Annotated in this window: 12 protein-coding genes; 11 read left to right on the top strand and 1 reads right to left on the bottom strand. The window is 42.7% G+C overall.

All coding sequences use genetic code 11. The features are described 5' to 3' along the window. Positions 1-130 precede the first annotated feature (130 nt). The 6 genes from IGK63_RS13300 to IGK63_RS13275 all read left to right on the top strand — a co-directional run bounded on the left by IGK63_RS13300 (position 131) and on the right by IGK63_RS13275 (position 5,823). Entirely contained in the window at positions 131-997 is an 867-nt protein-coding gene (locus tag IGK63_RS13300; protein ID WP_016612871.1) for an AraC family transcriptional regulator, read from the top strand. 235 nt (positions 998-1,232) lie between these two features. Further along, the gene (locus IGK63_RS13295; protein ID WP_005228203.1) at positions 1,233-2,306 is read left to right on the top strand and encodes a Gfo/Idh/MocA family protein; all 1,074 of its coding nucleotides are present in this window, start codon (positions 1,233-1,235) and stop codon (positions 2,304-2,306) included. 30 nt (positions 2,307-2,336) lie between these two features. After that, positions 2,337-3,089, top strand: coding sequence for a sugar phosphate isomerase/epimerase family protein (locus IGK63_RS13290; RefSeq protein ID WP_016612870.1), 753 nt, complete (start codon positions 2,337-2,339; stop codon positions 3,087-3,089). Next, complete coding sequence (locus IGK63_RS13285; RefSeq protein WP_016612869.1) at positions 3,086-3,805, top strand: ThuA domain-containing protein; 720 nt, start codon at positions 3,086-3,088, stop codon at positions 3,803-3,805. The genes IGK63_RS13290 and IGK63_RS13285 overlap by 4 nt, the downstream gene beginning before the upstream one ends. Further along, positions 3,802-4,770, top strand: a complete 969-nt coding sequence (locus IGK63_RS13280) for a sugar phosphate isomerase/epimerase family protein (RefSeq protein ID WP_005233928.1) — start codon at positions 3,802-3,804, stop codon at positions 4,768-4,770. Before IGK63_RS13285 ends, IGK63_RS13280 begins: the two co-directional genes overlap by 4 nt. A 24-nt stretch (positions 4,771-4,794) precedes the next feature. Continuing rightward, the gene (locus tag IGK63_RS13275) at positions 4,795-5,823 is read left to right on the top strand and encodes a Gfo/Idh/MocA family protein (protein ID WP_016612868.1); all 1,029 of its coding nucleotides are present in this window, start codon (positions 4,795-4,797) and stop codon (positions 5,821-5,823) included. A gap of 79 nt (positions 5,824-5,902) precedes the next feature. Here the strand turns inward: IGK63_RS13275 and IGK63_RS13270 are convergent, their stop codons facing one another. Further along, positions 5,903-6,811 (bottom strand): ArsR/SmtB family transcription factor, encoded by a 909-nt coding sequence (locus IGK63_RS13270; protein ID WP_008380365.1) that lies wholly within the window; start codon positions 6,809-6,811, stop codon positions 5,903-5,905. 246 nt (positions 6,812-7,057) lie between these two features. On the opposite strand from IGK63_RS13270, the gene IGK63_RS13265 reads away from it, so the two are divergent. The 5 genes from IGK63_RS13265 (at position 7,058) to IGK63_RS13245 (ending at position 13,424) form a co-directional block, all read left to right on the top strand. Further along, positions 7,058-8,299 carry an extracellular solute-binding protein gene (locus IGK63_RS13265; protein WP_429972521.1) on the top strand — a complete coding sequence of 414 codons (1,242 nt, stop codon included), beginning with the start codon at positions 7,058-7,060 and terminating at the stop codon, positions 8,297-8,299. Between the two features lie 155 nt (positions 8,300-8,454). Next, positions 8,455-9,330 (top strand): carbohydrate ABC transporter permease, encoded by an 876-nt coding sequence (locus tag IGK63_RS13260; protein WP_016612866.1) that lies wholly within the window; start codon positions 8,455-8,457, stop codon positions 9,328-9,330. Between the two features lie 11 nt (positions 9,331-9,341). Beyond that, entirely contained in the window at positions 9,342-10,175 is an 834-nt protein-coding gene (locus IGK63_RS13255) for a carbohydrate ABC transporter permease (protein WP_008380370.1), read from the top strand. Between the two features lie 18 nt (positions 10,176-10,193). Next, complete coding sequence (locus IGK63_RS13250) at positions 10,194-11,987, top strand: glycoside hydrolase family 2 protein (RefSeq protein ID WP_016612865.1); 1,794 nt, start codon at positions 10,194-10,196, stop codon at positions 11,985-11,987. 30 nt (positions 11,988-12,017) lie between these two features. Further along, complete coding sequence (locus IGK63_RS13245; protein WP_016612864.1) at positions 12,018-13,424, top strand: glycoside hydrolase family 43 protein; 1,407 nt, start codon at positions 12,018-12,020, stop codon at positions 13,422-13,424. Positions 13,425-13,464: the final 40 nt, after the last annotated feature.

Here is a 13,464-nt window from a genome sequence, read left to right as displayed (position 1 = left end):
ACAAGACTCCTTTTCTTGAATACGATACCACAAAAAAGCAGAAGAAACTATGATTGGCTGAGAAAAGGTTTTCTCTTAGGCAATTTTTCGCTTATAATAAATAAGAATAGAGCGAAGGAGTCGGTCAGCCATGAGTATGTATCTTGAAATTCCTGAATTTGAAAGTGAATTTCGTTTTCGAACGTTTCTAAATGATGGGTTGACCATCGTTTACCCCCATGTCCATAAAGAAATCGAGATCATTTACGCTAAGCGCGGCACGGTCAATATTGGTGTTGACGATACGATCATTGAGTTGGAGGAAGGGGATCTGTATCTTTTTTCCAGCGGGCAACCCCACTATTTTCTAGCATCGCCTGAGAGTGAACGCTATGTCTATCAATTTGATATGAAGCTTTTTGAAGAGCCGTTGCTTCGAGAAAATGAAGTATCCTTGATGACACTCTTTGAAGAAGGGGAGCCCCACAGCAAAAATTGGCCAACGAGTTTTACGGAAAAAATAACAGGTCTCTTGATCGAGTTGTATCAGTTGGAAGAGGAGAATGTTGTTGGGAAGCGTTATTTGACTCTCGGGCTGCTTTACCAGTTGATCGGGGAGTGCTATCAAAGCTTGCCAAAGCGAAAACGAGCCGTCAATCCACTAAAACGAACGGCCGCACAATACAAAGAAACCTTGCAGCGTCTGAATGATGTCTTTGAGTACATCGAATCCCATTACCAAGAAGTCTTGACGATGGAGGACACCGCAAGACATGTAGGGTTTAGTCCTCATTATTTCACGCGTTTCTTTAAAACCAATACTGGCAAGACCTTCATGCAGTTTTTGACGGAATACCGTATCAATCAAGCCAAATTTATCTTGGCAAATGAAAAGATCCCGATGGCAGAAGTCGCTGAAAAAGCTGGCTTTGCCAGTGTCAAAACATTTCATCATGTCTTTAAGGAAGCCGTTGGTCAATCACCGTTGCAGTACCAGAAACAATTGAATCAAAATTGATAGAAACAGCCGATGAGCCTGTGCTTGTCGACTGTTTTTTTTGTTGATCTGGCACTATTTTTTTCTCGATAGTGTTTTTTTAAGCGCTTTGCATAAATTGTGGAGTGGTTCTTTTTGTTAAAGTTTCATAAGATAATTTTCGGGAATTTTTTCAATGGAAACTGGGAAGAACTGCTTTCGATGTTTCGCTATAATGAGGGGGTAGAAAATAATAAGCGTTTTCAGGAGGAAAGATATGACAGTTAAAGTTGGAATCATTGGGTGCGGTGGGATCGCAAACGGCAAGCACATGCCTGCCTTGTCTCAAGTAGAAGAAGTAGAAATGGTTGCCTTTTGTGATCTGCTGGTTGAACGTGCAGTTGAAGCGAAATCAGCATTTGGGACCGAAGATGCTCAAGTATTCAGCGATTATCAAGAAATGTTGGCACAAGCTGATCTAGATGTGATCCATGTGTGTACACCAAACGCCTCACATGCTGAGTTGACGATTGCTGCACTAGAAGCAGATTGTCATGTCATGTGTGAAAAACCAATGGCAAAAACAGCGGCAGAAGCCAAAGCAATGATCGAAGCAGCCAACCGAACAGGGAAAAAACTCACGATCGGCTACCAAAACCGTTTTAGAAAAGATTCTCGTTATCTTCATGAAGTGTGCGCCGAAGGACAATTAGGAAACATTTATTTTGGGAAAGCTCATGCGATCCGTCGTCGGGCCGTGCCAACTTGGGGTGTTTTCCTTGATGAAGAAGCGCAAGGCGGCGGTCCGTTGATCGATATCGGTACCCACGCATTGGATCTGACCTTATGGATGATGAACAATTACAAACCAAAATTTGTTGTCGGAAAAGCGTATCATGAGTTGTCGCAAACCAAAAATGCCGCAAATGCTTGGGGCCCTTGGGATCCAGAGAAATTCTCAGTAGAAGATTCGGCCTTTGGTTTTGTGGTCATGGAAGATGGCGCAACGATTTTCTTAGAAGCTAGCTGGGCGCTCAACAGCTTGGATGTGAAAGAAGCCAAAACGACACTGATGGGCAGCAAAGCGGGTGCGGATATGAACAACGGTTTGACCATCAACGGAGAAGACCACAGTTTGCTGTATGAAAAAAATATCGAACTTGAAACAGGCGGCGTTGATTTTTATGAAGGAAACGGGGAGACGCCAGAAATTTTAGAAGCACAATCGTGGATCCATGCGATCATCAACGATACCGAACCAGTGGTCAAACCTGAAGAAGCAATGGTCGTGACGGAGATTTTAGAAGCGATCTACAAATCATCGCAAACCGGTGAGCCAGTCTACCTATAAGAACTGCTGGAAGAAAAGGAGCGAGCATAAATGACAAAACCGAAAATCGCTTTACAGCTTTGGAGTATTCAAGAGGACTGCAAGACAGAGCTTTTTGAAGCGTTGAAAACAGTTAAACAAAACGGCTATGACGGTGTTGAATTTGCCGGTTATCATGGACACAGTGCTGCTCAGATCAAAGAAATGCTTGAGCAGTTGGATTTGGCGGTCGCGGCTTCCCATATCCCGTTTGAAGCATTGCGAGATCGTTTTGAAGAAACCGTCGCTTTTGAAAAAACGATTGGCAATCAACGGATCGTCATTCCGTATGCCAGTTTTGATTCTTTGGAAAAATGGCAAGCCTTTGCTGCGGAGTTGACCCAGATCACCCAAAAGTTGCAAGCAGAAGGGCTGACTTGCTACTACCACAACCATGCCCATGAATTTACTGAAGTTGCTGGAGAATCTATGATCGATGAACTGATCAAAGACAATCCGCAACTGCGTTTGGAAGCCGACCTTTACTGGTTAGCCTTTGCAAACGTGGCTGTTTTACCTTGGCTAAAGGAACGCGAAACGAAGGTCGGCTTGGTTCATATCAAAGATATGCAAGAGCAGCCGCAGGAAAGCACCGAGATCGGCAATGGGATTTTACCAATCAAGTCGTATGTAGAAGCAGCTAAAGCATTAGAACTACCATGGTTGATCGTCGAGCAGGAAGCGTTTCAAAAATTCGCTCCTTTAGAAGCCAGCGGGATTGATTATCTGCAATTAAAAAACATCGTAGAGGAGGTCTACCAATGATCCACGTTACGGTATGGAACGAGTTTCGTCATGAAAAAACGAATGAGACCGTCCAAAAAATGTATCCAGAAGGAATCCATGGTCAAATTGCCAAGTTTTTAGAAGAGGATGATTTCCAAGTGCGAACGGCGACCCTTGATGAACCAGAACATGGGTTGACGGAGCAAGTATTGGCTGACACGGATGTGTTGGTTTGGTGGGGCCATATGGCGCATGAAGAAGTCGATGATGCTATCGTTGCTCGTGTGCAGCAGCGTGTATGGGAAGGAATGGGACTGATCGTCTTGCATTCTGGCCACTTTTCGAAAATCTTTAAAACCTTGATGGGAACGTCGTGCGATTTGAAATGGCGGGTAGACGATCAGCATGCGCGGATCTGGAATGTTAATCCAAGCCACCCAATCGCTGAAGGAGTCGGCGAATGGATCGAACTAGAGCAAGAGGAAATGTATGGCGAGCACTTTGATATTCCAGCGCCGGATGAATTGATCTTTGTCAGCTGGTTCCCTGGTGGTGAAGTTTTCCGCAGCGGCTGTACATTCCGCCGTGGGAATGGCAAAATCTTCTATTTCCAGCCTGGTCATGAGACATTCCCAAGCTATTACAATCCCAAAGTGCAAAAAGTGATCCAAAATGCGGCTCGCTGGTGTGCACCAACAGAAAATCGTTACCCAACATATGGGCATTTTCAAGCAATTGAGGAGGAAAGAAAATGAAATTAGGTGTTTTTACCCCGTTATTCAATCAACTTAGCTTTGAAGAAATGATCGATGAAGTAGCGAAAAAAGGGCTCCAAACCGTCGAGATCGGTACCGGTGGTTCTCCCGGCAATGCCCACTTAGACATTGACCGTTTACTAGCAAGTGAAGCAGAGCGAAAAGAATACTTAGCGAAATTAGCTGATAAAGGATTGGAAATCTCAGCTTTGAGCTGTCACAACAACCCAATCTCTCCATTAAAAGCAGAAGCGCAAGAAGCCGATGAACTTTTGCGCAAAACCATCAAATTAGCCAGCTTAATGAATGTACCTGTTGTGAACGGATTTTCAGGCGTTTCAGGCGGAAATGCAACAGATACACAAGTCAACTGGCCAGTATTGCCATGGCCGACGGAATACGATGACAATTATAATTATCAATGGGAACAAAAATTGATTCCTTATTGGAAAGGCATCAACACGGAAGCGGAAGCGGCTGGTGTTAAAATTGGAATCGAACTTCATGGCGGCTTTTTGGCACATACACCTTATACGATGTTGAAACTGCGGGATGCTGCGGGTAAAGCCATCGGCTGTAACTTGGATCCAAGTCATTTATGGTGGCAAGGTATCGACCCAGTGGCAGCGGTCAAAATCTTAGGGGAAGCCGATGCGATCCATCACTTCCATGCCAAAGATACGTATTTGGACCAAGACAATATCAACATGCATGGCTTGACGGACATGCAGCCATATAGCAATGTCAAAACCCGAGCTTGGACCTTCCGTTCAGTCGGTTGCGGCCACAGCTTACAAGTCTGGTCAGATATTATTTCTGCACTTAGAATTTATGGGTATGATTATGTCTTGAGTATTGAGCATGAAGATCCAATCATGTCCATAGATGAAGGACTGAATCGTGCCATCAGCAACTTGAAGACGATTATGATCCGTGAAGAAGCTTCATCCATGTGGTGGGCATAAGAAGAAAACCGAGGAGTGTCAGACATGAGTGCAATCAATTTTGCAGTAATCGGATATGGCGGCATGGGTGCGTACCATGTCCACAATATCTTACCAAATGAAAACGAACGAATCCACATCGTAGGAACTTACGATATCAATGAAGAACGTCAAGCGATCTCACAAGAAAAAGGCCATAAGATCTTTAAAAGCTATGATGAAGTCTTAGTCGATGAGACGATCGAAGCAGTATTGATCGCCACACCTAATGACTTGCATAAAGAGTTATCGATCGCTGCATTGAGAGCAGGCAAACATGTTGTTTGCGAGAAGCCTGTTGCGCTGAATACTGCGGAACTAGATGAGATCGTGGCGGTTGCCCAAGAAACCGGCAATACCTTTATGGTTCACCAAAACCGCCGTTGGGATCCTGATTTTTTACTTGTACGCGAACTGTACCGTAATGGACAGATCGGCGATTTGTTCCAATTAGAATCACGGGTCCAAGGGGCAAACGGCATCCCAGGAGACTGGCGTCATGTGAAAAAACAAGGCGGGGGAATGCTCTTAGACTGGGGCGTTCACTTGCTGGATCAAATGCTATGGCTGATCGACAGCCCAGTGAAAGACGTCAAAGCGGATCTTAGCTTTGTGTTGGGGGAAGAAGTCGATGATGGGTTCTTCGCTTTGATTACCTTTGAAAATGGGGTCAAAGCAATCGTGGAAGTTGGAACCTCCAATTACACGCAATTGCCTCGCTGGTACATCAAAGGAACGGAAGGAACAGCCACCATCACCGATTGGGATCTAAATGGTGAAATGGTTCAGGCAACAGGTCGCGAAGACGTGGCCGCACCAAAACCAGTTCAAGCAGGCGTTGGCTTGACGAAAACGATGGCACCGCCATCGGAATTGGCAGCCAAAGAGATTCCTTTCCCGAAAGCCGAAGCGGATTTTGAACCTTTCTACAAGAATTTTTACAACGTTGTACGCAACGGTGCCGAACCTATCGTTAAAAACGAAGAAGTCCGAGCAGTGATGCAGTTGATTGAACGCATTTTTGCCACAGCTTAAGAGAATAGAAAAAAAGCACTAGCTGAGGGAGTGATCTCTCTTCGCTACGTGCTTTTTTTGTGTAATGAAACGACAACAGTCATTCCGATACGTAAAAATTGAACAATAAATCTTGAGGATAATTTCCCCATCGATCGCCGAAAATGGTCAAACCACCAGCGTTTTCGGCAGTTGCAGGTGCAGCAATTTTAAAGGTGAAAAAGTCACTGTGGTCTAAGTCGATTTCATTCAGGTTGTGATCTGTTAATTTTTCTCCATCGAGGGAAGTATCATAGCGATTGATGCGTAAATGCTTAAGCAATCCATATTGACTGAACTCATCGATCCACCATTGCGGAGTCAGAGAACCTCTGACATCCGAAAAGTTTCCTGGTACGGTGTAACTACCGATGCAGTGATTGTTTAAGTAAAAGGAAAGATCACTGGGCCAATAGTTATTCGAAATTGGGAACTCTGAAGCGATCTCCATACTGATTTCGAGTAATTCGATTTTTTCACCATTTTTCAAAGGATTTGGGATTTTGTATTCTAAAAAACCGTTATTTAGCCAGATGATACTTGCATCAACACGTTCTTGATCCAGAAAAGATTTTGGATCATCTAAGGCGCCAATCAAGCGGTCTTTGGTCGCCATTCCACAAGAAGGCTCAGCTTTAAAATCGGTGAAGTGGCCGATTTTCACAGATTGGGAGGTTAGATTCATTTCTGGAAACACTTTTGCTGGGAAATTGATATTGATGAAATCAGTTTTTAGAGACAAATATTTTTTCTTCCAGTCTTGCCCCGATCCTTTTTCGGTTTTGATCAACTGAGCTTCTTCGAGTTTACGGATATGTTTGGTCATTAAAGCATTGCTGATTGCTAATTTTTGTCCAATTTCACTGATGCTTTTCTTCTTATCGCCTAATTCTCTTAAAATCGCTAAGCGAGTTTCATTTGCCAGTGCTTCGTAGATCGGTAAAGATGCGTTTGTTAAATCCAATTCCATAGCGATCACCTCGTTATACTAAAATGTTTAATGAAAAGATGGTTTAATTATAACACAACCTTGTGGATTTACAAAATAGTAAAATGATATAATTTTTGGTTATACCTTGTTAAAATAATGTTGACAGCGCTTTATGTTTATAGTAACTTTACGGTGTAAACATTATTTGACGATAGTCTAACGATTATGTTTATTGATAATTGGATGTCATTTTACTTTTTAGTTAAATTAAAAGGAGTGTAAAAAATGAAAGTAAGTAAATCTATTGTTTTAGTAGGGACAAGCTTATTATGTACAGTGTTGTTAGTTGCTTGTGGCGGGAGTGGTAGCTCAAGTAATAATTCAGAAATTTTGCTTTGGTCTTCGACGACAGGACCAGACGGTGAAAAAATCAAAAAAACGATTGATCAATACAATGAAACAGACCCAGACTTTAAAGTGAAGTTAGTAAGCATGCAAGGTGATACCTTTACTTCAAAGTTGACGACTGCGGGGAAATCGGGGAAAGGTGTTCCTGATTTGGCTTTGATTGCCTCAGAAGCTTTGCCTACGTACAAACACCAAGACATGCTTGAAACCTGGGATGACATGATCGATGGGACAGAATTGGCACGGGAAAACTACGTTGAAGCTGCTTGGGACACTGGTGTAGTGGATGATAGTCAATATGGGATTCCGGCAACCATGGGTTCGTGGGTGATGTATTACAACCAAGATTTGGTGGATAAATATGTTCCAGGAGCGTTGGATGATGGCGTAGTGACGTATGAAGAAATCAGACAAGCTGGGGAAAAAGCAAAAGCAGATGGTATCTATAGTTTTGGCTATACATGGGGCATGCAGAATTATTCGAATCTCTACCAACAAATGGGTGGGGAATGGCAAGATGCACAAGGAAACATCAATATCGATAATGAGTATTCTTACAATGCCGTTCAAGAGTTTAAGGATCTGTACGATGCCGGCTACATGGTCCCAGATGGTGAAGATGCAAATAAACTTTTTGCAAACCAGAAACTGATTTTTCTTCCAGAAGGAACATGGATGCTAAGTAATATGGAAGAAATCAGTGACTTCACTTGGGGCCAAACATTTACTCCTCAATGGGATGCGGAACATATCATTCAAGGTTCAGGCGTCGATCAGTTTGCAATGTTCAAAACGAACGAGGAACGTTCCGATGAAAAGAAAAGTGGCATGGTCGACTTTCTGACTTGGTTACAAGCAAACCAATTAGAGTGGGTCAAATCAGGTGCAAATCCTACTTCCTTAGCTATGCTAGACAATGAAGAATATGTTGAGATGCCACAATCCTTCTTATTGAAGACAGAAAAAGGACAAGCGGCAATTTCTGTTAACGCAGTTGATGGCTTATCGTATATCTTTGGTGAATATGATAATCGCTCATGGGACATGATCACAGGAAAAGCAGATATTCAAACGACTTTTGGTGAGATCCAAAAAGTTGTAGAAGAAAAGATGAAATAATCTTCTCACATAGAGGCTGTGGCAGAAGGAAGAGCGACCATAAAAAGAATTCAGTCCATTTTTTGATAGGGGAGGAATTCTGATAGGCTTAAAGGGCTGTCACAGTTGTTTCTTGTTGAGAGCTGCACTAGAAATACAAGGAAGGATGGGTATTGATGAAAAAAAGGTTAAATGGCTGGCCAATCGTTTTTATTGGTCCGCATATGCTCCTTTTTCTTTTATTCTTTTTAGTTCCTGCAGTGATTGGGATCTATGTTTCTTTTACTGAATGGGATCTGTTCAGTACACCGATTTTTGTCGGGTTTGATAATTTTCAAACGATTTTGTTTGATCAAGACTCGTTGTATCATACGCAATTTTTTAATGGAATGAAAAATACGCTGTTTTTTGCGGCAATCTCCGTTCCGTTATGTATTGTAATTCCCTTGTTGCTAGCGGTTGCATTGTCTGCTAAACCAAAAATGATGCGTTTTTTTCAATCGATTCTCTATCTGCCAACACTGTTTGCAATCTCTGCCGTCATGATTATTTGGGGGTTCCTTTTGAGCAAATCTTTTGGGCCAATCAAAGAAGTATTCGGTATCGACATCAATTTTGTAGGCACGCAACCATGGGCATGGATCGCTATTTTGATCGTGACGATTTGGTGGACATTAGGTGGGAATCTAATTATTTATGTTGCTGCATTAAATGGCGTCTCTAAAGAGCAGTTAGAAGCAGCAGAATTAGATGGTGCAAATAGTATAACGAAATTTTTCCGTATTTCTTTGCCGAGTATTCGCAACCAGCTTGTTTTTACCACGGTCATGACGACCATCGCTCAGTTTAATATTTATGGTCAGCCACTAATGTTGACGGGTGGCGGACCCAACAATTCTACTCGCGTGTTGATGATGTACATCCAAGAAAATGCTTTTGGTAGTAGTACCTCGGTTGCAGGAATTTCTTCAGCGATGGCTATTTTACTAGGTTTTGTAATCATGGCAGTTTCGATTGTGCAATTTATGGTCATCAAAAAAATGGAAAGATAGGAGGGAAGAAGATGCGAGAAAACAAACTAGGGAAAAGAATTGCCTTTATTTTGCTAGCGATCGTCTGTGTGATTTGGCTCTTTCCTTTGATATGGGCAATTTTTACCTCGTTTAAATCGGAGGCAGAGATTCAAAAGGTTGGGTTCAGTTTGATTCCACAAGATTGGACGCTGGCTAATTTTTTTGGCTTGTTACAAGGCAATGATTCTTCTCCTGTGTTCCGCTGGTTTGTGAATTCAATGATTATTTCAACTTCACATACGCTGTTGGTTATGGTGATCGTCTCGTTTGCAGCCTATGGCTATACACGACTCACCTTTAAGGGGAGAGATTTGATTTTTGCCCTATTGTTAGGAACGATGATGTTTCCCGGGGTGGTCAATTTGATCCCGAATTTTAAAATCGTTGATACGTTAGGTTGGACCAATACATTTCTGGCAGTCATCGTTCCTGGGGCTGCAGGTGTTTATAACATTTTCCTCGTTCGGCAGTTCATTTTAGGGATTCCTAAAGAATTGGATGAATCGGCTGTGATCGATGGGGCCAACGAGTTTCAAATCTTTTATCATATTATCTTACCACTGATCAAACCTGTATTGACGGTGGTTGCGTTATTTAGTTTTACTGGCTCATGGAATGACTTCTTGTGGCCATCGATCGTGATAAACGATATTGATAAATTACCGATTACACCGGGGCTGCAGTTGCTACAAGGGCAATACATGACCTATCCGGGAATTGGAACTGCCGGAGCAATCTTGGCTTTGATCCCTACCTTTTTATTGTATTTGGTGGCGCAAAAAAGCTTTATGGCGTCAATGTCGTTGCAAAGTGGCATAAAATAATTTGTTTTTGGAGGAAATATGAGTAGAGAAGAATACCCGAGACCGCAATTTGAGAGAGAGAATTGGTTAAGCTTAAATGGTGAATGGCAATTTACCTTTGATGACCAAAATCTTGGTTTAAAAGAAAAGTGGTACACAAATGAAGCAAACTATCCGTACAAGATCAATGTTCCCTTTGTCTATCAAAGTGCATTGAGCGGCATTGATCATCGAGAAGTGCACGACGTTGTATGGTATTATCGGACCTTCAATGTGCAAGTCCCTGAAAAAAGTCGTGTCCTTTTGCATTTTGGGGCGGTGGACTATGAAGCAGATGTGTTTGTCAATGGCAATCATGTGAAAAATCATTGCGGAGGGCATACCTCTTTTGATATAGACATCACGGATGCTTTAGTATCTGGACAAGAGCAAATACTAAGTGTGCGAGCATTTGATCCACATTTTGATGAAAGCATTCCACGGGGGAAACAATTTTGGGAAGAAGAATCAGCAGGAATCTGGTACACAAACTCAACAGGGATCTGGCAGCCAGTTTGGCTTGAAGTAGTTGCCGAATCCCATCTGCAACAGGTGAAATTTACGAGTGATTTTGATGCTGGCGCCGTTAAGATCGATGTAGAACTGAACCAGTTACAGCCACAAGTAGTCTTAGAATATCAAATCTATTTTAAAGGTGCTTTAGTTACCAGCGGAAAGGCAGACTTTATCACTTCTAAGTTGAGTTTTGCGGTTGATATTTTCCAGCAAGAAATTTTTCGGACGAATTTTCACCATGAAGGCTGGTCTTGGACACCTGAAAAACCGCAATTATTTGATGTTGAATTGACTCTTAGAGAAGCAGGGAAGGCCATCGATCAGCTAAAAAGTTATTTTGGTATGCGTAAAATACATACAGAAAACGGTATGATTTACTTAAATAACAAGCCTTACTACCAGAAGCTGGTGCTCGATCAAGGCTATTGGCCGAGCGGCTTGTTAACTGCACCAACAGATGAGGACTTTAAACAAGACATCTTATTGGCCAAAGAAATGGGATTTAATGGTTGCCGAAAACACCAAAAAACAGAAGACCCACGCTTTTTATACTGGGCAGATAAATTAGGATTTCTTGTTTGGGGAGAGTGTGCGGCGCCGGCAATCTATACAGATCTTTCGGTAACGCGCTTGATGCAAGAGTGGGCAGAAATCATTACTCGGGATTATAGTCATCCTTCGATCGTTACTTGGGTCCCAATCAACGAGAGCTGGGGTGTGCCAAAAATCTCATTTGATCGTCAGCAACAGCATTTTTCTCAAGCGATGTATCACTTTATCCATTCGTTAGACCAGCAACGGTTGGTTATTTCAAATGATGGTTGGGCGATGACGGAGACCGATATTTGTGCGATTCATAATTATGCGCATGGGCAAGAATCCGAACGGCAAAAATATCTATACTTCAAAGACAGTCTCAGCACGAGAGAAAAATTGGTGAGTCGAGTATCGACCCCGTGGCCGATTTTCGCTGGAGGATTTTCTTATCAGGATCAGCCTATTTTATTGACCGAGTTTGGTGGTATTGGCTTCGATGTTTCGGGGCAACCCGGTTGGGGCTATACCTCAGTGGAAAATCAACAAGATTTCTTGAAGGATTATCAGCGAATCATGGTGGCTGTTTATGACTCTGTCGGACTCTGGGGCTATTGCTACACTCAGTTGACAGATGTCGAACAAGAAATCAATGGGTTACTGACCTATGATCGCCAACCAAAAGTTGATTTGGCAGCAATTAAAGAGATCAATGAGCAGTTTCATCCACCGCAGGTAGAATAAAATGATTGGTAAGGAAAGGGGCGATGTCCGATGGGGAAATCAGCAGCTTGGCTCAGTGGAGTAAGTATCTTGATTGCTGCGCTTATGATAACCGGTTGTAGCGCTGGAACTGATCCAGGGGAAGAAGTGACCGATTTTACTTCAATTATCGATAATGATGGGGCAGATCCTTGGATCTTGCAAACGGAAGCGTTCTTTTATTATACCAAAACGACTGGGAATAATTTAACGCTTTGGCGTGCTGAAAACCTCTCTCACGTTGCTGCTGGTGAAAAAAAGATCATCTGGGAAATGCCAGCAGAATTTGAAAGTATCTGGGCACCTGAACTTCATTACTTAGATGATCGCTGGGTGATGTATTTCGCGGCTAATCGTCCTTCAGAAACGCATCGTATGTACGCATTAGTCAATCATCAAAAAGATCCATACATGGGTGAGTGGCAATTGGAAGAGATCAAAGGGATGGATGATAAATTTGCGATTGATGGAACAGTCTTAGAGATCAATGACAAACGCTATTTCCTTTGGTCGGGCTGGAAAGGGTATGAAAATGTTGCGCAAAATCTTTATTTAGCGGAAATGGCCTCCCCTACGGAAGTGATTGGGGAGAAACGACTTATCTCAGAACCAGAATATGAATGGGAAATGCGGCAAACACCATTGATCAATGAAGCCCCTCAAGTGATGATCAAAGACGTAACAGTCAATTTGGTATACTCTGCCAGTGGAAGCTGGGACAATGATTACGCTCTTGGTCTTATGACCCTAGATGTGGCTGATGATCCGCTAGAAAGAGCGAACTGGCAAAAGGAACCAGCGCCGATTTTCCAACAGACAAACACTGTCTATGGACCTGGTCATAATGGATTTGCTAAATCAAAAGATGGTTCTGAAGACTGGCTGATTTATCATGCTGCTCGGTGGGATCATTCGGGCTGGAACCGTTCGATCCGCTTACAAAAGTTTGGTTGGGATCAAGAGGATAAAATTCTAATGGAAGCTCCTTTGGATGAATGGCATGTTCAAGCGTTGCCAAAAGCTGAGCCCAATCGACTGCGATTAACTGCTAGCCGTGCTTTGCTGGAGGGCGATTTAGTGCTTGTCGAAGATGAGGCAGCACTCTCTAAGAAAGTCGTCCAAGGCTTTGAATCAACGACTGACAAAATTATCTTTGCCCCGCAGATTGAAGAAGCAGACGAATTTCTGGTGATTGCCTATGTCAAAACCACTGATTATCTCTCCTTGAATGACCCAATTCAGGTCAGGATTGAAACGAAACAAGCAAACCACGTGGTGGATGTCTATCCTTCCGAATATTATCAACCGCTACAAGTCCGCATGAAGTTACCGAAAGGGGCGCAGGAAATCACCCTTTCGTCTGAGATTGGGGTGGATACGCTAAGTATTGATCGTTTAGAAATCGTCAAATTCAAATAAAAAATAGTGAGGAAGTTTTCCAATCCAAGCGATGGGTAAT

Source organism: Enterococcus sp. AZ040 (genome assembly GCF_050499185.1).
In the GTDB taxonomy this organism is placed as follows: Bacteria; Bacillota; Bacilli; order Lactobacillales; family Enterococcaceae; genus Enterococcus_D; species Enterococcus_D entomosocium.
The sequence above is the reverse complement of the archived record's forward strand: the minus strand, read 5'-3'. Positions and strand labels throughout refer to the sequence as shown.

Excerpts from the sequence above, each read along its gene's own strand:
- IGK63_RS13270 (WP_008380365.1), bottom strand. The coding sequence starts at position 6,811 with ATGGAATTGGATTTAACAAACGCATCTTTACCGATCTACGAAGCACTG.
- IGK63_RS13255 (WP_008380370.1), top strand. The coding sequence starts at position 9,342 with ATGCGAGAAAACAAACTAGGGAAAAGAATTGCCTTTATTTTGCTAGCG.
- IGK63_RS13250 (WP_016612865.1), top strand. The coding sequence starts at position 10,194 with ATGAGTAGAGAAGAATACCCGAGACCGCAATTTGAGAGAGAGAATTGG.
- IGK63_RS13275 (WP_016612868.1), top strand. The coding sequence starts at position 4,795 with ATGAGTGCAATCAATTTTGCAGTAATCGGATATGGCGGCATGGGTGCG.
- IGK63_RS13290 (WP_016612870.1), top strand. The coding sequence starts at position 2,337 with ATGACAAAACCGAAAATCGCTTTACAGCTTTGGAGTATTCAAGAGGAC.
- IGK63_RS13300 (WP_016612871.1), top strand. The coding sequence starts at position 131 with ATGAGTATGTATCTTGAAATTCCTGAATTTGAAAGTGAATTTCGTTTT.
- IGK63_RS13260 (WP_016612866.1), top strand. The coding sequence starts at position 8,455 with ATGAAAAAAAGGTTAAATGGCTGGCCAATCGTTTTTATTGGTCCGCAT.
- IGK63_RS13245 (WP_016612864.1), top strand. The coding sequence starts at position 12,018 with ATGGGGAAATCAGCAGCTTGGCTCAGTGGAGTAAGTATCTTGATTGCT.
- IGK63_RS13285 (WP_016612869.1), top strand. The coding sequence starts at position 3,086 with ATGATCCACGTTACGGTATGGAACGAGTTTCGTCATGAAAAAACGAAT.
- IGK63_RS13265 (WP_429972521.1), top strand. The coding sequence starts at position 7,058 with ATGAAAGTAAGTAAATCTATTGTTTTAGTAGGGACAAGCTTATTATGT.
- IGK63_RS13295 (WP_005228203.1), top strand. The coding sequence starts at position 1,233 with ATGACAGTTAAAGTTGGAATCATTGGGTGCGGTGGGATCGCAAACGGC.
- IGK63_RS13280 (WP_005233928.1), top strand. The coding sequence starts at position 3,802 with ATGAAATTAGGTGTTTTTACCCCGTTATTCAATCAACTTAGCTTTGAA.